The organism is Pseudomonas sp. MWU13-3659, from assembly GCF_023757525.1.
GTDB lineage: Bacteria > Pseudomonadota > Gammaproteobacteria > Pseudomonadales > Pseudomonadaceae > Aquipseudomonas > Aquipseudomonas entomophila_E.
Genome location: NZ_JAMSHW010000055.1, coordinates 1 through 16,778 on the forward strand (window position 1 = coordinate 1; position 16,778 = coordinate 16,778).

14 protein-coding genes are annotated in these 16,778 nt (G+C 63.7%); 5 read left to right on the forward strand and 9 right to left on the reverse strand.

The features are described 5' to 3' along the window. Positions 1 to 294: 294 nt before the first annotated feature. Positions 295 to 834, forward strand: a complete 540-nt coding sequence (locus NGM28_RS27740) for a BRO-N domain-containing protein (RefSeq protein WP_252092447.1) — start codon at positions 295 to 297, stop codon at positions 832 to 834. Positions 835 to 1,169: 335 nt separating this feature from the next. Then, positions 1,170 to 1,439 carry a DUF6088 family protein gene (locus tag NGM28_RS27745; protein ID WP_353620549.1) on the forward strand — a complete coding sequence of 90 codons (270 nt, stop codon included), beginning with the start codon at positions 1,170 to 1,172 and terminating at the stop codon, positions 1,437 to 1,439. Between the two features lie 341 nt (positions 1,440 to 1,780). Here the strand turns inward: NGM28_RS27745 and NGM28_RS27750 are convergent, their stop codons facing one another. The 4 genes from NGM28_RS27750 to NGM28_RS27765 all read right to left on the reverse strand — a co-directional run bounded on the left by NGM28_RS27750 (position 1,781) and on the right by NGM28_RS27765 (position 5,188). Further along, the gene (locus tag NGM28_RS27750; RefSeq protein WP_252092448.1) at positions 1,781 to 2,815 is read right to left on the reverse strand and encodes an alpha/beta hydrolase family protein; all 1,035 of its coding nucleotides are present in this window, start codon (positions 2,813 to 2,815) and stop codon (positions 1,781 to 1,783) included. Positions 2,816 to 2,846: 31 nt separating this feature from the next. Next, complete coding sequence (locus NGM28_RS27755; protein WP_240067180.1) at positions 2,847 to 4,106, reverse strand: type II toxin-antitoxin system HipA family toxin; 1,260 nt, start codon at positions 4,104 to 4,106, stop codon at positions 2,847 to 2,849. Continuing rightward, positions 4,099 to 4,416 carry a helix-turn-helix domain-containing protein gene (locus tag NGM28_RS27760; RefSeq protein WP_240067171.1) on the reverse strand — a complete coding sequence of 106 codons (318 nt, stop codon included), beginning with the start codon at positions 4,414 to 4,416 and terminating at the stop codon, positions 4,099 to 4,101. The genes NGM28_RS27755 and NGM28_RS27760 overlap by 8 nt, the downstream gene beginning before the upstream one ends. A 301-nt stretch (positions 4,417 to 4,717) precedes the next feature. Next, a complete protein-coding gene (locus tag NGM28_RS27765; protein ID WP_252092449.1) occupies positions 4,718 to 5,188 on the reverse strand; it encodes a GNAT family N-acetyltransferase in 471 nt (156 codons plus the stop codon). 344 nt (positions 5,189 to 5,532) lie between these two features. On the opposite strand from NGM28_RS27765, the gene pdxR reads away from it, so the two are divergent. The 3 genes from pdxR to NGM28_RS27780 all read left to right on the forward strand — a co-directional run bounded on the left by pdxR (position 5,533) and on the right by NGM28_RS27780 (position 10,158). After that, on the forward strand, positions 5,533 to 7,014 hold the full coding sequence (pdxR, locus tag NGM28_RS27770; RefSeq protein ID WP_252092450.1) for a MocR-like pyridoxine biosynthesis transcription factor PdxR: 1,482 nt from the start codon (positions 5,533 to 5,535) through the stop codon (positions 7,012 to 7,014). Positions 7,015 to 7,291: 277 nt separating this feature from the next. Further along, positions 7,292 to 8,722 carry an L-lactate permease gene (locus NGM28_RS27775; RefSeq protein WP_252092451.1) on the forward strand — a complete coding sequence of 477 codons (1,431 nt, stop codon included), beginning with the start codon at positions 7,292 to 7,294 and terminating at the stop codon, positions 8,720 to 8,722. 17 nt (positions 8,723 to 8,739) lie between these two features. Then, the gene (locus tag NGM28_RS27780) at positions 8,740 to 10,158 is read left to right on the forward strand and encodes an aminotransferase-like domain-containing protein (protein WP_252092452.1); all 1,419 of its coding nucleotides are present in this window, start codon (positions 8,740 to 8,742) and stop codon (positions 10,156 to 10,158) included. 120 nt (positions 10,159 to 10,278) lie between these two features. On the opposite strand, the gene NGM28_RS27785 is transcribed toward NGM28_RS27780, so the two are convergent. From NGM28_RS27785 to NGM28_RS27805, 5 genes are all read right to left on the reverse strand, one after another. Then, positions 10,279 to 11,178 carry a LysR family transcriptional regulator gene (locus NGM28_RS27785; protein ID WP_252092453.1) on the reverse strand — a complete coding sequence of 300 codons (900 nt, stop codon included), beginning with the start codon at positions 11,176 to 11,178 and terminating at the stop codon, positions 10,279 to 10,281. A 120-nt stretch (positions 11,179 to 11,298) separates the two neighbouring features. After that, positions 11,299 to 13,314 carry a pyridoxamine 5'-phosphate oxidase family protein gene (locus tag NGM28_RS27790; RefSeq protein ID WP_252092454.1) on the reverse strand — a complete coding sequence of 672 codons (2,016 nt, stop codon included), beginning with the start codon at positions 13,312 to 13,314 and terminating at the stop codon, positions 11,299 to 11,301. Between the two features lie 18 nt (positions 13,315 to 13,332). Then, positions 13,333 to 13,962, reverse strand: coding sequence for a glutathione S-transferase family protein (locus NGM28_RS27795; RefSeq protein ID WP_252092455.1), 630 nt, complete (start codon positions 13,960 to 13,962; stop codon positions 13,333 to 13,335). 201 nt (positions 13,963 to 14,163) lie between these two features. Further along, a complete protein-coding gene (locus NGM28_RS27800; RefSeq protein ID WP_240067163.1) occupies positions 14,164 to 14,718 on the reverse strand; it encodes a UPF0149 family protein in 555 nt (184 codons plus the stop codon). A gap of 164 nt (positions 14,719 to 14,882) precedes the next feature. Next, positions 14,883 to 16,526 (reverse strand): acetolactate synthase large subunit, encoded by a 1,644-nt coding sequence (locus tag NGM28_RS27805; protein ID WP_011532618.1) that lies wholly within the window; start codon positions 16,524 to 16,526, stop codon positions 14,883 to 14,885. Positions 16,527 to 16,778 lie beyond the last annotated feature (252 nt).

Genomic DNA, 16,778 nt, shown 5'->3' on the forward strand with positions numbered 1-16,778 from the left:
AGAAACGCTTAAACACGGCGGTCCACCCGCTCCCGACAGATGCGGCTTTTTTGTGCCTGTGGTTTACTGCTGCGCGCAAAATGCACTCCGTTATGTCGGGAGTGGGCTAATACAAGACCCGCAAGGGAAATACGTCCGGCCTGCCGTGTAGGTTTCTTAGCTCCCGACACCCCAGCCTTAAGAAAGCTGACCACGCACGGAGGTAAAGGAAATGCCTATCGAGTCGAGCACTCGCAGGCCTCTCGCAGATGCGTCCCGCCTGCTTAGAACTCTTAAAAATCCAGGAGGCCAGCCATGACTGACCTCCACGACTCCACCCTCTTCACCCGCCACAACCGCCCCCTCCACACCCTCTGGCTCGAATCCCAAGCCTGGTTCTGCGCCCACGAACTCGGCCGGATGACCGGGCGCTTCTTCGACGAACACTGCATCCGCAAGCTCGACCCGGACCAGCATCGCACCGTGCAGCTGCTGCGCTACGGCCAGTACAGCGAAACCACCATGGTCAGCGAGTCCGGGGCCTATACCCTGCTGGCCCATCATCACATTCCGGAAAACCGTCACCTTCGGCATTGGCTGACCCACGAGGTGGTGGCAGTGCTGCGCGATGGGCGGGACGCGGCGCTGGACGACCTGCCGCGCCTGGGCCGGATGTGCTGGCCGGGTGGGCAGACGGCGAGTTTGTTGTATTGGCAGAGCGAGCCTTGGGTGCGGATGCGGGATGTGCCGGTGGTGATGGCGGCGGAAGTGCCCGTGGTGGTGCCCGAGCGGCGCAAGCTTAGCTGGAAGGCCTGTGCGCAGCGGGCGTTGCGGTTGCATGGGGTGGGGGATTGAGGAGCCCCGTGTGGATTGCGGCCCGGTGTCACGGGACAGGCCCAATTCATGCTCAAGCCTTACGTGGTCTCTGTAGGAGCGGCCTTGTGCCGCGAAAGGGCTGCGTAGCGGCCCCAGAATCTCAGAACTGAGCACCTATCGCCGGGGCCGCTTTGCGGCCCTTTCGCGGCACAAGGCCGCTCCTACAGGGGGCTATGGTGGCCTGGGAAATAGCGCTCTCTGCGACCCGCATTATCCACTTACGTTTTCTGCTTGGACACCGCTAAAATTAAGGCCTAACGTTCATTCCCATGTCAGAAACTATTCAACTTTTTCTGACTACGATGGAGGTCTCCGTGTCCGTAGCGGAATCGATTGCCAGCCATATCAAGTACCTGCCCAAGGGCAAGCCGTTCACGATCGATCGCTTTATCGAGGCGGGGTCGCGGGCGTCGGTGGACAAGGCGCTGTCCCGCCTCGTCCAGGCCGGCACGTTGGAGCGGGTCGCGCGCGGGGTGTACATGCGCCCGAAGGCCAGCCCCTACGTGGGCAAGGTGCGGCCCAGCCCGACGACGGTGATGATGGTCATCGCCAAGGCCAGGGGCGAAACCATCAGCACGTGCTGAGTGAGTTGAGCGGGCTGCAGGACGAAATCAATCACATTGCGCGGCGGGCTGTGCGAGCTAGTCATTGAGCAAATAGGGGCCGCTTTGCGGGCCATCGCGGGGCAAGTCCGCTCACCTCGACCACACCTACCTCAAGCCTTGCGCGATCCCTGTGGGAGCGGCCTTGTGTCGCGAAAGGGCCGCGTAGCGGCCCCAGGATCCAAGTGTCGATGCAATGATCGCCGGGGCCGCTTTGCGGCCCTTTCGCGACACAAGGCCGCTCCCACAAGGGCAAACGTAAACTACGAATACTCTGCTAGGCAGTTGCTCCCAGAATGGGGCTGTGCAATCTCCCGCCCTCGTCAGCTACGAAATGACTGCCCCAGAAACTCGGTAATCAACGCAACAATCTGCTGCTGGATCAACGCCCGCGGCCGAGCATTCTCACCATCCCGGCAAATGACGCTATCGCCTGGCGCGTCTTCTTCAAGCAACGCCACCGCGCCAGGTTTGCACATCGACAGGAAGCTGAAGTGGCTGGCGTCCTCGATCTCGACATAGCGACTGGTCGCCGGGGGCAAGCGCTTGGCCAGGTCGGCGGACTCCAGCTGTGCCGGGAGGTCTTCAGAGGGCGCGCCAGCCGCGATCACCAGTGCCGGCACCGGCAACGCTGCCAGGCTTTCAGTGGTCATGCCGCGTGACAGCCCCAGGTCCAGGGTCACGATGGCCGTGACACGTTTGTCGCTCAGGTCGCCGCCCAGCCGGGCTTGCGCTGCCGCGTCAGGGTTGGCCTGTTTGTAGACGCCACAACTGGCCAACTGCGAATGGGCCTTGCAGTCCTGGGCAAACCGCTCGGGATCGAACCGCGACCCGGCGATTTCCAGGGCAGTCCAGCCACCCAGTGAATGCCCCACCACTGCAATCTGTCCCTTCGCCACCGCCCCAAACCGATCCGGCTGAGCCTGCACCGCAACAATGGCCCGCTGCAGGTCCATGGGGCGCTGCCACAACTGGGCAGCGGCTTCAGGGTCGCGATCACGGGTGGTCGTGCCCGGGTGGTTGACCGCCGCCACTATATAACCCCGCTGCACCAGCGCAGTGGCCAGCCATGACTGGTTGCCCCAGTTACCGCGAAAACCGTGGGAAAGCACCACCAATGGATGCGCGCCTGGGGCCGGTGGCGCATCACGGACGGCAAGGTCACCGACAAACACCGGCGTATCCGCGATGAACTGCGGCGTGGCAGTGGTTGTACTCGGGTACCAGACGACCAGCTCCAGCGGGCGATCCTTTTGCCCGTCCGAGAGCGTAGAGGTCTGGAAACCGATGGGCATATCGCCCGCGAAGGCAGGTAGGCTCACACAGATAAGAAACAAGAAGCCGAGCATTGTTTTCATTGCTTTTCGTCCTTGAAGGGGCCTGCGTCAATCAGCGCAGCAGGGCAATGTTCTCGTCGATCCGGCCCTGCACCATGCGCAATGTATCCGGGCTGATCATCCCCGCAAAGTGCTGCTCGGCCAACACTGTGAACTGGCTGGCCACTGTACAAAAACGCTCGATAAGCGCCCCCGCCGTGGCTGGGGGGATTTCCGCCTCATGGGCCAGCGCCAGCATCGCGGTGCGATCAATCGCCAGGGCCTCGCCCATCACATCCATCTGGTGATAGCCCCCCGGCCCTTCGCAGAAAGTCACATCGTAAGCCGGCGCCAGCGTCCATTGCCCGCTGCGCGACATCAGGTAGGCGAAGTTCTTGGGATGGTCGTCGCGGTTGTTGAAGGCCACGTTAAACAGCGCACGCTCAAAGGCGCGTGCTTTCTCGCGCAGGTCGTTGGTGCAGAGATGGGTTGCGCGCAGGAAATTCACATAGTCCAGTGCGCCAGGTGCCCGGAAATCCGCACCGGTGAACGCCGCGAGGCTTTGCATGGGCACGCGTATTTCACCTTGTCGATCAAAGCGCTTGCTGGCAAAGGCCGCCAACCCGTTGGGCAGGCTGAAATGCTGGGTGTCCGGAGTCGGGATGCCGCAAAGGCGCAGGCACTCTGCATAGACCATCTCGATGGCGCAGACCTCCGGATGCTCTTCCCGAGCAGGAAACTTGATCAGCCAGGCCTCAAGCTCTGGCTTCGCCAAGGTGGTGAACGTATTGGTGTGTGGGTCGCGATACACCAGCGCCTTGGGTCTCGCGCCTTGCGGGGAGCCGCCTACCAACAGCAGTTGTTGCAGAAACGCCCCACCCTCCCCTTTGAGCACATCCTGCACCTCGGCCGCCAGTTGCTCCAGGGGGATGTGGTCTTGCGCTATCAAACCTTCGGGTGCCACCGGCTCGAACGACATGGCGCCCATGGCGTTGTCACCGATATACGCCAACCGCTCCAGGGGGCCTATGCGGGCAGCATTCAGGCCACGACGTTTGAACAGCCGGTCCATCAGCAACATGCCCCAGCCGTCCGGCAGTGCATCATAGACTGGCCCTGGTACGCCGATCTGATGCCCGGGGAAGCCTCTGCGCACTGCATCGCCTTGCAGGGGCAGTAGATGAGATGACAGTTCGAGGCCCCGCTGTCTGGCCTCAGGGCTGTATTCGAAGATGATCTGTGGGCGCTGGCTGACAGTGGTGGAAGTCGCCAGGGTGCCCCAGAGCCAGCGCTCGCCCCAGCCCTCGTAGTACACACGCACTTTTTCAGGCATCGCCGTGTTTTCTCCTGATGCGTTGACGCTTGGCGCCCTGTTCATAGCGTTGCAGGTCCGCAAGGCTGTCCAGTTTGGGCATGAACAGGTTTTCCAACTCCTTGCCACGGCCCAGCACCATCGCCACCCTGACCAGGTTCTCGAAACCGACGTTACGTCCGGCTTCCAGATTAGAGACCGTGTTGGTGGCAATACCGGCCCGGCCTGCCACGTCGGCCTGGGTCATCTGTTGCGCAAGGCGCTCGGTGCGAAGACGCTCGCAGAGGCGTTTGACGATCTCACTGGGCTTGCTGAAGCTTAAATCCAACATGACGAGGCTTAACCTGCGAATCGATGCTTAAAGCACAGATTATAGGTTTTATTGAGTGAAATGCTTAGGTGTTAATTCCTAAATTTTTGTCATTATCTAGCTAAACGCCACTTAACATATACAGAAGTGGATTTAATTTGGTATCGCGATCCTTTTCCTACTCGGACCAAAAATTTCCGAGGACAATTTCTGATGAATGAGGCGTGCGAGCGGCGCTGCGCTGCTGGGCTTACACCGCGAAGCCGGTGCCATCCCTCGCGGGGCAAGCCCGCTCCCACGCCCTCATCTGCTCACAATGAACTTAGTGAGCAACATCCAGCGGCATCCGGTACTCGATCACCCCCGGCTTCTCGGCAATCCAGTCATACAACCGCTGCGCAGTCCGGTTGGTCTCCTGGGTATGCCAATACAGCCGGTCGCACTCCTGCTGCCGGGCCTGGTCCTGGACGAACTCGATCAGTTGCTTGCCGATCATCCGCCCTCGGGCGCTCGGGCACACGTACAGGTCTTCCAGGTAGCAGAAGTCGTTGCGCCCCCAGGTCGAGCGGTGGAACACATAGTGGACGAAGCCGAAGAGCCGCTCACCGTCCGTGGCCACGGCGCAGTGCATGGGCTCGGCTGGGTCGAAGAAGCGGGCCCAGGTGCGCTCGGTGATGGCTGGGCCCAGGTCTACCTGGTAGAAGGCCTGGTATTGCGCCCAGTACTCGCGCCAGGGCTGCAGGTCGGCTTGCTTCACTTCGCGAATGAAAACGGGCAGTTGGGTGGTGGTCATTGGTGGAACCCCTTTTGGGCAAAGCTGTGTGAATGAGTGAGGGGGCCGGCCTGCCCGTAGCGCTTGCCTTCCTTGGTGGTTGCTTGCGGGCTTGGGTTTTATAGCGGATAAATGGTTGGTTTTTACCTGCCAATTAGTTGGGAATGGCCAGACCATTTTTTGGTTCTGGATAGGGGTAAGGCTTGAGATTGCCGGGGGCGCTTTGCGCCCCTTTCGCGGCACAAGGCCGCTCCTACAGGGGATCGCGGTCGCCTGTAGGAGCGGCCTTGTGCCGCGAAAGGGGCGCGAAGCGGCCCCGGCATTGGCAGCCATTAATCAGGTCCATCAGCCAGGGAGTCAGGCCAATGTTCAAACACGCGCAGCTGGAATCGGTGAAAGCCTGGATCAACGACCCCACCCATGGCGCGCTGGCCTTGCATGTGCGTATTCAACGGGCGATCCGCCAGCTGATCCTCGACGGCGCACTGCCGGTGGGCAAGGCGCTGCCCGCCTCTCGCCCGCTGGCCCAGTCCCTGGGCGTCTCGCGGGATACCGTGGAGTCGGCCTATAGCCAATTGCACGCCGAGGGTTTTATCGAACGGCGCGTGGGCAGCGGCAGTTTCGTGTCGCAACGGGCCCGCTGCCTGCCGTCGCGCAAGCGCCAGCGCCCGACGGACAACAAAGCCCCGGTGCAGTTGAGCCGCCGAGGTGAAGCGGTGTTGCACAGCGGTGGCGTCCACAACTTCCAGTCGCCCCGCCCCTTCGCCCCGGGCGTGGCCGAAACCCGGCACTTCCCCCTGGCCATCTGGGAGAAGCTGGAGCGGCAGGTGTACAAGGAATACGGCACGCGGGCGCTGGAACACAGCGAGCCGCAGGGCATGGTCCCCTTGCGCCGGGCAATCGCCGACTACCTCAACCTCGAGCGCGGGGCCCAGGCATCCGCCGAGCGCATCCTGATCCTCACCAGCTCGCAGCAGGCCCTTGGCCTGTGCGCCCAGGTGCTCATGGACGCAGGCGACCAGGTACTGGTCGAAGACCCGCTGTACCAGGGCACCCACAAGGCCGTCACCGCCGCCGGCCTGGCAGGCGTGCCGGTCCCGGTGGACGCGCACGGCCTGCAAGTGGAGGCCATGGCCCGACTGGCGCCGGATGCCCGGGCGGTGTTCCTCACCCCTTCGCACCAATACCCGACCGGCGCGACCCTGTCGCTGGACCGGCGCCTGCTGGCGATCGAATGGGCGCGCCAGCAACAGGCCTGGATCATCGAGGACGACTACGACAGCGAGTTCCACTACGCCGGCCGCCCCACCGCCTGCGTGCAGGGCCTAGACCCACATGAACGCACGCTGTACATCGGCACCTTCACCAAATCGCTGTTCGCCGGCCTGCGCATCGGCTACCTGCTGCTGCCGCCCCAGCTCGTCGCACCGATGACCGCCGCCCGCACGCTGCAGGACGGGCATAACGCCTCCATTGCCCAGCTGACCCTGGCCCGGTTCATGGAGGGCGGGCACTTCAACGCCCATGTGCGGGCCATGCGCGCGCTCTACGCCGAGCGCCGGGATGTGCTGGCGGATCTGCTGCGCAGGCACCTGGGGGCGTTTCTCGTGCCACAGGTACCCGCTGGTGGGCTGCAGATGCCCTGCCATTTCGTGCAGGGCTTGCCTGAAGACGCCGTGGTCAGGGCGGCACGAGGGTTGGGGATCGATCTGTTGGGGCTGGGCAGCTTGTACGCGGTGCCGAGGAACGATGCCGGCTTGCTGATGGGGTTTGCGGCACTGACACCCGCGCAGATGAGGGAGGCGGTGGTGAAACTGGAGAAGGTGCTGGCAGGTTTGGTCAGATAGCCACGCTGCGTGCAAGCAGTACGGTCAAAACCCATGCGGAATGCGACCAGAGTGCCCGATCCACGTAATGCCTCGGATTGCAGGCATTAACGGCCAATATCGCAGTCAGCGCCCAGAAATCCAGGCATTGGTGTGAGAGGTGGTGCGAACAGGTGCCTCCAATGCCACGAGCCAGGGGCTGTATTGAAAATCCCCCACCCCCTGTATCTATTGCAGTCTCTCCCTTCCCTCCACCATCCCTTCCACACTCCTCTGGATGGCTAAAGGAACCCGCATCATGGCTGCCCTGCTGCTGCAAATGTCCCCCATAGGCCTGGTGATCGCCCTGATCCTGCTGTTGCGCCGCCCGCCCATGCAGGCCGCGCTGGCCGGCGTGGCCGGTGTCCTGCTGCTGTGGGGCCTGGGCGCTGCGCAGCCGCTGTCGGCGGCGGTGTCCGGCGCCATCCTGCAAGACACGCTGATCCTGTTCCTCAGTACCGCCTGCGTGATCGTCCCAGGGCTGGCCTTTGTCATCCTCGTCGAACGCGCCAACGCGCCGCAGGCGATTGGTGCCTGGGTACGGGAGCTGGGCTGGACGCCGCCGATGCAAGTGCTCTTCATCGTGCTGGGCCTGGCGCCGCTGCTGGAGGCGATGACCGGGTTCGGGGTGTCGCTGATCGCCACGGTGCCGCTGCTGATGGGGCTGTTTTCCCGCCAGGTCGGCATGAAGATGGCACTGGCCGGCATGGTGGTGATGCCCTGGGGCACGCTCGGACTGGCCACGGTGATCGGCGCGCTACTGGCCCATGTGCCAGCGCAGGAGCTGGGTAGCCATTCGGCGCTGGTGAGTGGGCCGGTGTTCCTCGCCCTGACCGCCGTGGCGCTAGCCCTGGCTGGGATTCGCAGCCTTCAGGCATGGCTGGGGCTGGCGCTGATTGCGCTGCTGTTCAGCACGGTGCTGTATGCAGTCAACCGTTGGATCGGACCGGAGGCTTCGGGCGTCCTGGCTGGGCTGGCAGTGGCCGGCGTGGGGTTGGGTATTTCCTGGGCGCGGCGTGGGGTGCTGGTGCGCTGGCCGCAGGCGGCATGGCCGTACCTGGCCTTGCTGGCAGTGATCATTGCGTCACGGGGGCTGTTCCTGATGTCGGGGTGGGACGGGCTATGGGTGGTGCATGGCACCAACGTGTCGTGGAAGCCACTGGCGTCGCCAGGGCTGGCCTTGCTGCTGGTGGTGCTGCTGATGGTCGGGCGCCAAGGCGCGGGCTTCCCGTGGCAGGCGCTGATCACCCGGGCGCGGTTCCCGGTGGCGACGATCTTCCTGTTCCTGCTGTTGTCGCAGGTGATGGTCAAGGCCGGTTTCCTGGTCGAGGCGCAACGGGCCTTGCAGGCGCTGTCCGGCGTGTCGCTGGCGTCGACGGTGTCGCTGCTGGCGGGGCTGGCCGGCTATGTCACCGGCTCCAATGTCGGAGGCAACACGCTGGTGATGCCCTCCATCGCGGCACTGTCCACGGTCCACGGGCCATGGCTGGCGGCGATGGTCAACAGCGCCGCCGGGCATGGCGCGCTGGGCTCGTTGTCGATCCTGTCGCTGATCATCGGGCTGGCCGGGGCCAACCGTGAGGAAGAGCACGGCCTGATCCGCTTCGGCTTCGCCCTGGTGCTGCTGAACATCGTCATCGTGGCTGCAACCGGGGTGATTTTGCTCTACCTTTCGGGGGCCTCCGCCTGACACGACAAAAGGCCCCCATGGACCGGAACCCCAAGCCCGACAAACGCTGGCACACCGTCAACGCCTGGCTGCTGCGCCAGATCGACAGTGGCGAGTGGCCCAGCGGCACGCAACTGCCCTCGGTACGCGAGCTGGCGCGGCTGTTCAACAGCAGCATCGCCACCGTGCAGCGAGCCCTGGCGGAGCTGGAGGCCAATGCCTACGTGCAGGCCACGCCGCGGATCGGCTATTTCGTCGCCAAGGGCGCGGCACATGTGCAGGGGTTCGACCTGGCCAGTGTCACCGTCAACGTCAACCACGCGGTGGTCGCCATGCTGGCCCAGGCGGCCAGCAATACCCGGCTTTCATTGAGTTCGGCGGTACTGCATGACGAGCTCACGCCCCAGGTGCTGCTGAACAAGTGCCTGGCGACGCTGGCTGCCAAGGCCGAGCAACCATTGGCCGGGTTGATCGCTCCGCCGGGCCTGGCCTCGCTGCGCCGGCGCATCACCGGGTTGATGCTGCAACGCGGCGTGGCCTGCGGCCCGGACGATATCCTGGTGACCTCGGGTGACACCGTGGCCCTGGAGCTTGCCCTTGAAGCCATCGCCCAGCCCGGCGCCACGGTAGCCATCGAGACGCCCACCTACTACGGCATCCTGCAGACCATCGAACGCCTGGGGATGCGCGCTCTGCCCATCCGCACCTGCGCCGACAGCGGCATGGATCTGGAGCACTTGAACTGGGCCCTGAAAGGCAAGAAGGTCGATGTGGTGTTCCTCAACCCGACGCTGCAGAACCCGCGAGGCTTCATCATGCCCAACGCAGCGCGGGCACGACTCTCGCAATTGGCGCAGGCTGCGGATGTACCGATCATCGAGGACGATATCTTCTTCGACCTGGTGGGCGAAGCGCAGCGACCGAAGGCGATCAAACACTACGACACGACCGGGCAGACGATCTACTGCTCGTCGTTCTCCAAGACCGTGGCGCCGGGTTACCGGGTGGGCTGGTGCGTCGCAGGCCGGTATCGGGACGCGATCCTGGCCCAGATGTTCTCCCGCAACCTGGCGGTGTCGAGCCTGGCGCAGCGGGTGCTGGATGAGTTCATCGGGCGGGGCTACATGGAGGAGCACTGCGCGAAACTGCGTGGGCGGCTGGCGGCGCAGACCGAGGTGATGGAAACGCTGGTGCGGTCGGCGTTTCCGGCGGGGACGCAGTATGTGGCGCCGCAGGGCGGCTTCATCCACTGGATCGAATTGCCGGAAGGGACGGACATGGTTGCACTGCAACACCTTGCAGCGGAGCGTGGCTGCAATGTGGGCGCCAGCGGGATGTTCTTTGCCGACGGGGAATGTGGCACTGGGTTGCGGGTGTGCCTGGGGCGGGTGATCACGCCAGAGGTGATGAGTGGTTTGAAGGTGCTGGCGGAGTGCGCCACACTTTCAGGCGCTTGATTGCCGGGGGCGCTTTGCGCCCCTTTCGCGGCACAAGGCCGCTCCTACAGGGGAAGGCGCATCTCTGTAGGAGCGGCCTTGTGCCGCGAAAGGGCTGCGCAGCAGCCCCAGGTTCCAGGATCAGGCCAAATGCGCATGACTGCGCAAATGCTCGGCCAACATGTCGATGAAGGTACGCACCTTGGTCGAGCCATATTTGCTCTCGCGATGCAGGATATGGATCGGCCAGGGCGCCTCCTCATACTCGGCCAGGATCACCCGTAAACGCCCGGCCGCCACTTCATCCGCCACCTGGTACGACAGCAGCCGTGCGATCCCAAGCCCGGCGCTGGCCGCGGCGATGGCGGCATCGTTGCTGGTCACGGTCAGGCGCGGCTTCATGCGGATCAGGGTCGGGTCGTCGATGGCGCCGAAACGCCAGTCCGTGCGCGGTGACAATGTGCCAGCCGCGATGACCTCGTGGCGCTGCAATTCCGAAGGATGCCGCGGCGTGCCGTGACGTTCGAGGTACTCGGGCGAGGCACATAACAGCCGGCGCATCTTGCCCACGCGCAATGCCTTGAGGCCGGAGTCCGGCAGTTGGCCGATGCGCACGGCCACGTCCATGCCCTCCTCCACCAGGTTCACCACGCGGTCGAGGAAGTACGCCGACACGTCCACCTCGGGGTACTGCTGCAGGTAGCGTACGATGCAAGGCATGACGAACTTCTTGCCGAACAGGATCGGCGCGGTCACCGCCAGGTCGCCCTTGGGCGCGGCGTTGATGCCGGCGGCGGCCTCGTTGGCTTCGACGATGCTGGCGAGGATATGCCGGGTGTCCTCCAGGTAGCGGCCGCCGGCCTCGGTCAGGCGCACGCTGCGGGTGGTGCGCAGCAGCAGTTTGACCCCGAGCTGTTCCTCCAGGGCGCTGACGGCGCGGGTCACCGCCGCTGGCGAGATGGCCAGGCGGCGGGCGGCGGCGGCGAAGCTTTCCAGCTCGCCGACGGCGACGAAGACCTTCATCAGGTGGATCTGGTCCATGGGGGCTCCTGGGCCGCGGGGGTGTGGGCATTATCTGTCATGGCGCGGGTTTGTGCTGCCTTCACCGGCCCTTTCGCCGGCAAGCCGGCTCCTACGAGAACAACGGCGAATGGGCCAACCTCACAACTCCAGCACCAGCCCGTTGGCCCCCTCCTGCGCTTGCGCGGGCACGGCGCAGCAGATCAAGGCAAAGCCCTCATCCGGCAGTTCGGCGGGCGGGTTGGGATAGTGCACCTGGCCACTGACCAGCTTCGTCCTGCACGTGCCACAGGATCCGCCCCGGCAACTGAAATCCGGCGACAGGCCTCGACTTTCCGCCAATTCCAGTAATGTGCCGCTGCCCGGGGCCCAGCGCGCTTCCTTGGCGGAACTGGCGAAATACACCGGCACCGGCTCGGTGGCAGGAGGAGGCTGTTGCAACGTGGGTTGGTTGTCGTCGGTGTGACGGCGCAGGGTCGAGGGGCCGAAGGCCTCGGCATGGATGCGTGCGTCGGGTACGTGCACGCCGCGCAGTCCTTCGTAAAGGTCCTGGGTGAAGCTGGCCGGGCCGCACAGGTAGAAGTCATAGTCGTCCAACGCCAGCGTGGCCTTGATCTGCTCGATGCCCAAGTGGCTGGCAAACGCATAGTCATGCCCCTGCACAGCCTGGGGTTCGGGCTGGCTCAAGGCGCGATGGATGCTGAACAGGCCGTTGGCGTGTTGCTGGAGTGCGGCAAGCTCCTGCTGGAACGGCAGGTCGGCCAGCGTGCGTCCACCGTGGAACAGGTAGATTCGCCGTCCTTCTTCTTTGACCAATTGCTCCCGAAGCATCGCCATCAACGGGGTGATGCCGACGCCCGCGCCAATCAGCACAATGGGCCGGTCGCTCTGTGGATCCAGGGTGAAACTGCCCATGGGCAGGCGCACCTCCAGGCAATCGCCAACTTTCAACTGTTGATGCAGATACCGTGACGCCGCCCCCTGCGCCTTGACGCTGATACGCAGCTCACCATCGGCAGGCGCGCTGGACAGGCTGTAGGTACGGATCAGCGGTGTTTCCCCATCGATCCGCAAACGTACCGGGATATGCTGGCCGGGTGCGAAGGCAACAGCTGCGCCATCCTCCGGTTGCAAGTAGAACGAGCGGATATCCCGACTCTCCTGCTCGATGCGCAGCACTCGCCAGCTCAGCCACTGACGCTGCCGTTCACGCTGGTGCAGGCGCTGCTCCGCCTCGGCCCAGGTGCCAGTCATCAGGCTGGTGGGTGCGTACTCCTGGAATATCCAGCGCAGTGACACGGCAGCCCGACGCAGCACCACTTGCTCGATATCCAGGGTCCAGAGCCGCTCGGCGCCCTCGAACGCGCTGATCAGCGGGCTGTCGAGGATGACCTCGGTTCGCCCGAAGATCTGCAGCACATCGCCGTTGGTAAAATCGACGAACAACAGGCCCGCGATCGGGTTCACCAGCAAATTGCCGAGGGTGTTGAAATGCAGGTTGCCGGCATAGTCGGGGATGGTCAGGCGGTTGCCCTCGACCCTGACGAAACCAGGCCGGCCACCGCGGTGGGACACATCCACCGAACGTTGGCCGCTTTCATGTTCGACGTAGCTGGTGACGAAGAACGTATCGGCGCCTTCGATCATGGCGCGGGTGTGCACATCGAGTACCGTTGAATCCTGGCGCCCCTGCGGCCCCTGATCGACGCGGGTGTACTCGCGCAACTGGATGTACTGCGGGCAGTTGCCGAACGACTGCTCGACCACCACCTCCAACAGGCCAGCACTGGCCCGTTGAATCACACCATTGAGACGATTGCGTCGCCGGGTATGCAGTTCGATCCCCAGCAGGCCGATGGCACCGCCAGCCACCAGCCCTGATGTTGCCGGATCGTCGACGGCGAGAGCGGTACCGATCCGCAACTGCCGTGGGTCGGGCGAGCTGACGAAACCCTCCGGGCCTTCGAGCAGTGTCGCCCAGGGTTTGCCGCTGGCATCCACGGCACCGGCCACCATGAACGGCAACTGGTGATAGAAGGCCCGATGTTGGTCGGGCATGTAGTCGCGGATGACCTTCTGGCCGAACACCTCCATGCGTTCTGCGACACCGACGTACTCCTGCAGCTGTTTCTCACCTGCATGCCAGGGCGATTGCATGGCGGCATTCCTCGGGGCTCAGAGGGTGGTCTGCAAGCCGATGACCGTGCGAGGCATCGGCACAAAGCCTGGCAGCGCCTCGATCCGGGCCAGCCAGGCGCGCACGTTGGGGTACGGCTCCAGCGACACGTTGCCTTCCGGCGCATGGGCGATGTACGAATAGTGGGCGATGTCGGCGATGGTCGCGTGGTCACCCACCAGGAACGGGCCCTTGGCCAGCTCGGCATCGATCACCTTGAGCAAGGTGTGGGCACGGCCGATCACTTCATCGGTATTGAAGGAGGCGCCGAACACAGTCACCAGGCGCGCTGCGGCTGGGCCGAAGGCCAGTGGGCCGGCGGCCGCCGAAAGCCAGCGTTGCACGCGGGCGGCGCCGACCGGGTCCTCTGGCAACCAGCGCTCACCGCCGTAAGCTTTGGCGAGGTAGACCAGAATGGCGTTGGAATCGGCGATGACGATACCGTTGTCATCGATCACCGGCACTTGGCCGAAGGGGTTGAGGGCAAGGAAATCGGGCTGCTTGTGGGCGCCCTTGGCCAGGTCGACAAACACGAGTTCAGTGGGCAGTTCGAGCAGTGACAACATCAGCTCGATACGGTGGGCATGGCCGGACTTGGGGAAGTTGTAGAGTTTGATCGGGCTTGGCATGTTCTGGGCTCCGGATTAGCGCCGGGAGTGGCGCTGCTGGAGGACATGCTGCACTGGATCGGCAGACAACAGAATCGATGCTGGGAGCAATCCAGTATTTCGACAGGTGGAATAATAAGTTGTCTATACCGGCCCATTCGCCGGCAAGCCGGCTCCTACAAGGGGGTCACGGTAGGAGCCGGCTTGCCGGCGAACGCGGCCTCAATGCCGCTGCCGCTTCTGATACAGGTACAACCCACGCGCCGCCTCGACCACCAGTGGCACGCAGGCCTGGTGCTCATCGAAGCTCATCGAGTCCAGCAACTCGAAATTGTCCTCCAGGCCATGCAAGGAAATGGCCTTGAGCAGTCGGTCCTGCTCCGGCGGCAGCTCACTCCACTCGGCTACCTGGGTGCCACGCATGTAGCCGAAGCACCACTCTTCGAGAATGATTGCCGGCCCCTCTTCGCCCTCACTCTCCTCGAACAGGGGTTCGAAATGAACAAGGTCGTCGGCCAGTTCTTCAGCCACCTGACTGGCGTAACGCAGCATCAGCGCGGTATAGGCTTCTTCATGGGCAGGCTTCTTGAACTTGGGGACCTTGCCGCCTGCGACAGCGGGCAACCATTGCTCGGGGTTGACCGTGTTCGGGGAACTGGCCAGGGCAGTGAAGAAGCCATTGAGTTCGGCGAGGTTGAGCACCGAGTAGTCGTTGCCGTAGGTGATCAGCAGGTCTTCGAGGCGGTCGAGTTCTTTTTCGCTGAGCGCGGGGAGCATGGGCGGGTGTCCTAGGGCGGAAATTTGGGTGCACCCTAGCACATGAGGAAAGGCATCGAGGGAAATGTGGCGGGAACAAAAGCAATCGCGGGTCAAGCCCGCTCCCACAAGGCCTGTTTTGGCTCTGTGGGAGCGGGCTTGACCCGCGATAGAGGCGTCAGCGTTTAGACTGCCAGCGCGCGCTCACGCAGCTCGCTGTTGAGGATGCGGTCGTTCTCGCTGTAATCCACCGGGCAGTCGATCACGTGCACGCCTGGGGTCTTGATGCAGTGCTCGAGCAGCGGCAGGAAGCCCTCGGCGCTTTCCACGCGGTGGCCATTGGCACCATAGGCTTCGGCGTACTTGACGAAGTCCGGGTTGCCATAGTCCAGGCCGAAATCGGTGAAGCCCATGTTGGCCTGCTTCCAGCGGATCATGCCGTAGCCGTCGTCGCGCAGGATCACCACGGTGATGTGCATGCCCAGGCGTACTGCAGTTTCCAGCTCCTGGCTGTTCATCATGAAGCCGCCGTCGCCACACACGGAGATCACCGGACGATCCGGGTACACCAGGTGCGAGGCCATGGCCGATGGCAGGCCGGCGCCCATGGTCGCCAGGGCGTTGTCCAGCAGCACGGTGTTGGGCTTGTGCGCCTTGTAGTTGCGGGCGAACCAGATCTTGTAGATACCGTTGTCCAGGGCAACGATGCCTTCGGACGGCAGGGCGCGACGGATGTCGGCGACCATGCGCTGCGGATAGACCGGGAAGCGGTTGTCATCGGCGCCTTCGACGATCTGCGCTTCGTTCGCTTCACGGATGGCCATCAGGCGGGTGAAATCCCAGTGGCTGGTGTCGGTCAGCGCTTCGCTGATCTGCCACACGGCGTTGGCGATGTCGCCGATCACTTCCACCTGCGGGAAGTAAACAGCATCCACCTCGGCCGAGCGGAAGCTCACGTGGATCACTTCGGTACCGCCGCGCACCATGAAGAACGGCGGCTTCTCGATCACGTCGTGGCCGATGTTGACGATCAGGTCGGCGGCTTCGACGGCGCGGTGAACGAAGTCACCGGAAGACAGCGCGGCGTTGCCCAGGAAGCGCGGGTGGCGCTCGTCGACCACACCTTTACCCATCTGGGTGGTGATGAACGGGATGCCGGTCTTGTCGATCAGTTGCTTGAGAACCTTGGCGGTCATCTTGCGGTTGGCGCCGGCGCCGATCACCAGGATCGGGTTGCGAGCGTTCTGCAGTTTTTGCACGGCGGCTTCGATGGCTACATGCTCGGCCAGCGGGCGACGGTGCAGGCTGCGCGGGATCGGCAGGGCGTCGGTCTGCTCGGCGGCGATGTCTTCCGGCAGCTCCAGGTGCACGGCGCCCGGCTTCTCTTCCTCGGCCAGGCGGAAAGCTTCACGCATACGGGCAGGAATGTTGTCGGCCGAGGCGAACTGGTGGGTGTACTTGGTGATGGGGTCCATCATGCCGCACACGTCGATGATCTGGAAACGGCCTTGTTTCGACTTCTTGATCGGCTTCTGGCCGGTGATCATCATCATCGGCATGCCGCCCAGGTAGGCGTAGGCGCTGGCGGTCACCAGGTTGGTCGCACCAGGGCCGAGGGTCGACAGGCTGACACCGGTCTTGCCGGTCAGACGGCCGTAGGTGGCGGCCATGAAGCCCGCAGATTGCTCGTGGCGGGTCAGTACCAGCTTGATCTTCGACTTGCGCAGGGACTCGAGCAGGTCGAGGTTTTCCTCACCAGGAATGCCGAACACATACTCGACACCTTCGTTTTCCAGGCATTGCACAACGACATCGGCGGCCTTGGCCATCTTGCTTCTAACCTCAAGTAATAGGACGGTGAAAGTCCAGGAATGCGCAGCACGGTACGCTGGCATCGCTCGGTCCGGGTGCCAGGTTTGCCCCGAACCTAAGTCTTGACGCAGGGTAGGTGCGGGGAAGTCACGTCATTTGGCGGCAATATTGTCGCACCTCTGACGCCGCACGGTGAGCGGGCCGACGAGCAAAACACATTTGCCTGTAGGGGCCGGCTTGCCGGCGAAGGATGCACCGCGGTGGCCGGC

Coding starts and splice junctions, on each gene's coding strand:
- NGM28_RS27740 (WP_252092447.1), top strand. CDS start 295: ATGACTGACCTCCACGACTCCACCCTCTTCACCCGCCACAACCGCCCC.
- NGM28_RS27750 (WP_252092448.1), bottom strand. CDS start 2,815: ATGAAAACAATGCTCGGCTTCTTGTTTCTTATCTGTGTGAGCCTACCT.
- NGM28_RS27755 (WP_240067180.1), bottom strand. CDS start 4,106: ATGCCTGAAAAAGTGCGTGTGTACTACGAGGGCTGGGGCGAGCGCTGG.
- NGM28_RS27760 (WP_240067171.1), bottom strand. CDS start 4,416: ATGTTGGATTTAAGCTTCAGCAAGCCCAGTGAGATCGTCAAACGCCTC.
- NGM28_RS27765 (WP_252092449.1), bottom strand. CDS start 5,188: ATGACCACCACCCAACTGCCCGTTTTCATTCGCGAAGTGAAGCAAGCC.
- pdxR (WP_252092450.1), top strand. CDS start 5,533: ATGTTCAAACACGCGCAGCTGGAATCGGTGAAAGCCTGGATCAACGAC.
- NGM28_RS27775 (WP_252092451.1), top strand. CDS start 7,292: ATGGCTGCCCTGCTGCTGCAAATGTCCCCCATAGGCCTGGTGATCGCC.
- NGM28_RS27780 (WP_252092452.1), top strand. CDS start 8,740: ATGGACCGGAACCCCAAGCCCGACAAACGCTGGCACACCGTCAACGCC.
- NGM28_RS27785 (WP_252092453.1), bottom strand. CDS start 11,178: ATGGACCAGATCCACCTGATGAAGGTCTTCGTCGCCGTCGGCGAGCTG.
- NGM28_RS27790 (WP_252092454.1), bottom strand. CDS start 13,314: ATGCAATCGCCCTGGCATGCAGGTGAGAAACAGCTGCAGGAGTACGTC.
- NGM28_RS27795 (WP_252092455.1), bottom strand. CDS start 13,962: ATGCCAAGCCCGATCAAACTCTACAACTTCCCCAAGTCCGGCCATGCC.
- NGM28_RS27800 (WP_240067163.1), bottom strand. CDS start 14,718: ATGCTCCCCGCGCTCAGCGAAAAAGAACTCGACCGCCTCGAAGACCTG.
- NGM28_RS27805 (WP_011532618.1), bottom strand. CDS start 16,526: ATGGCCAAGGCCGCCGATGTCGTTGTGCAATGCCTGGAAAACGAAGGT.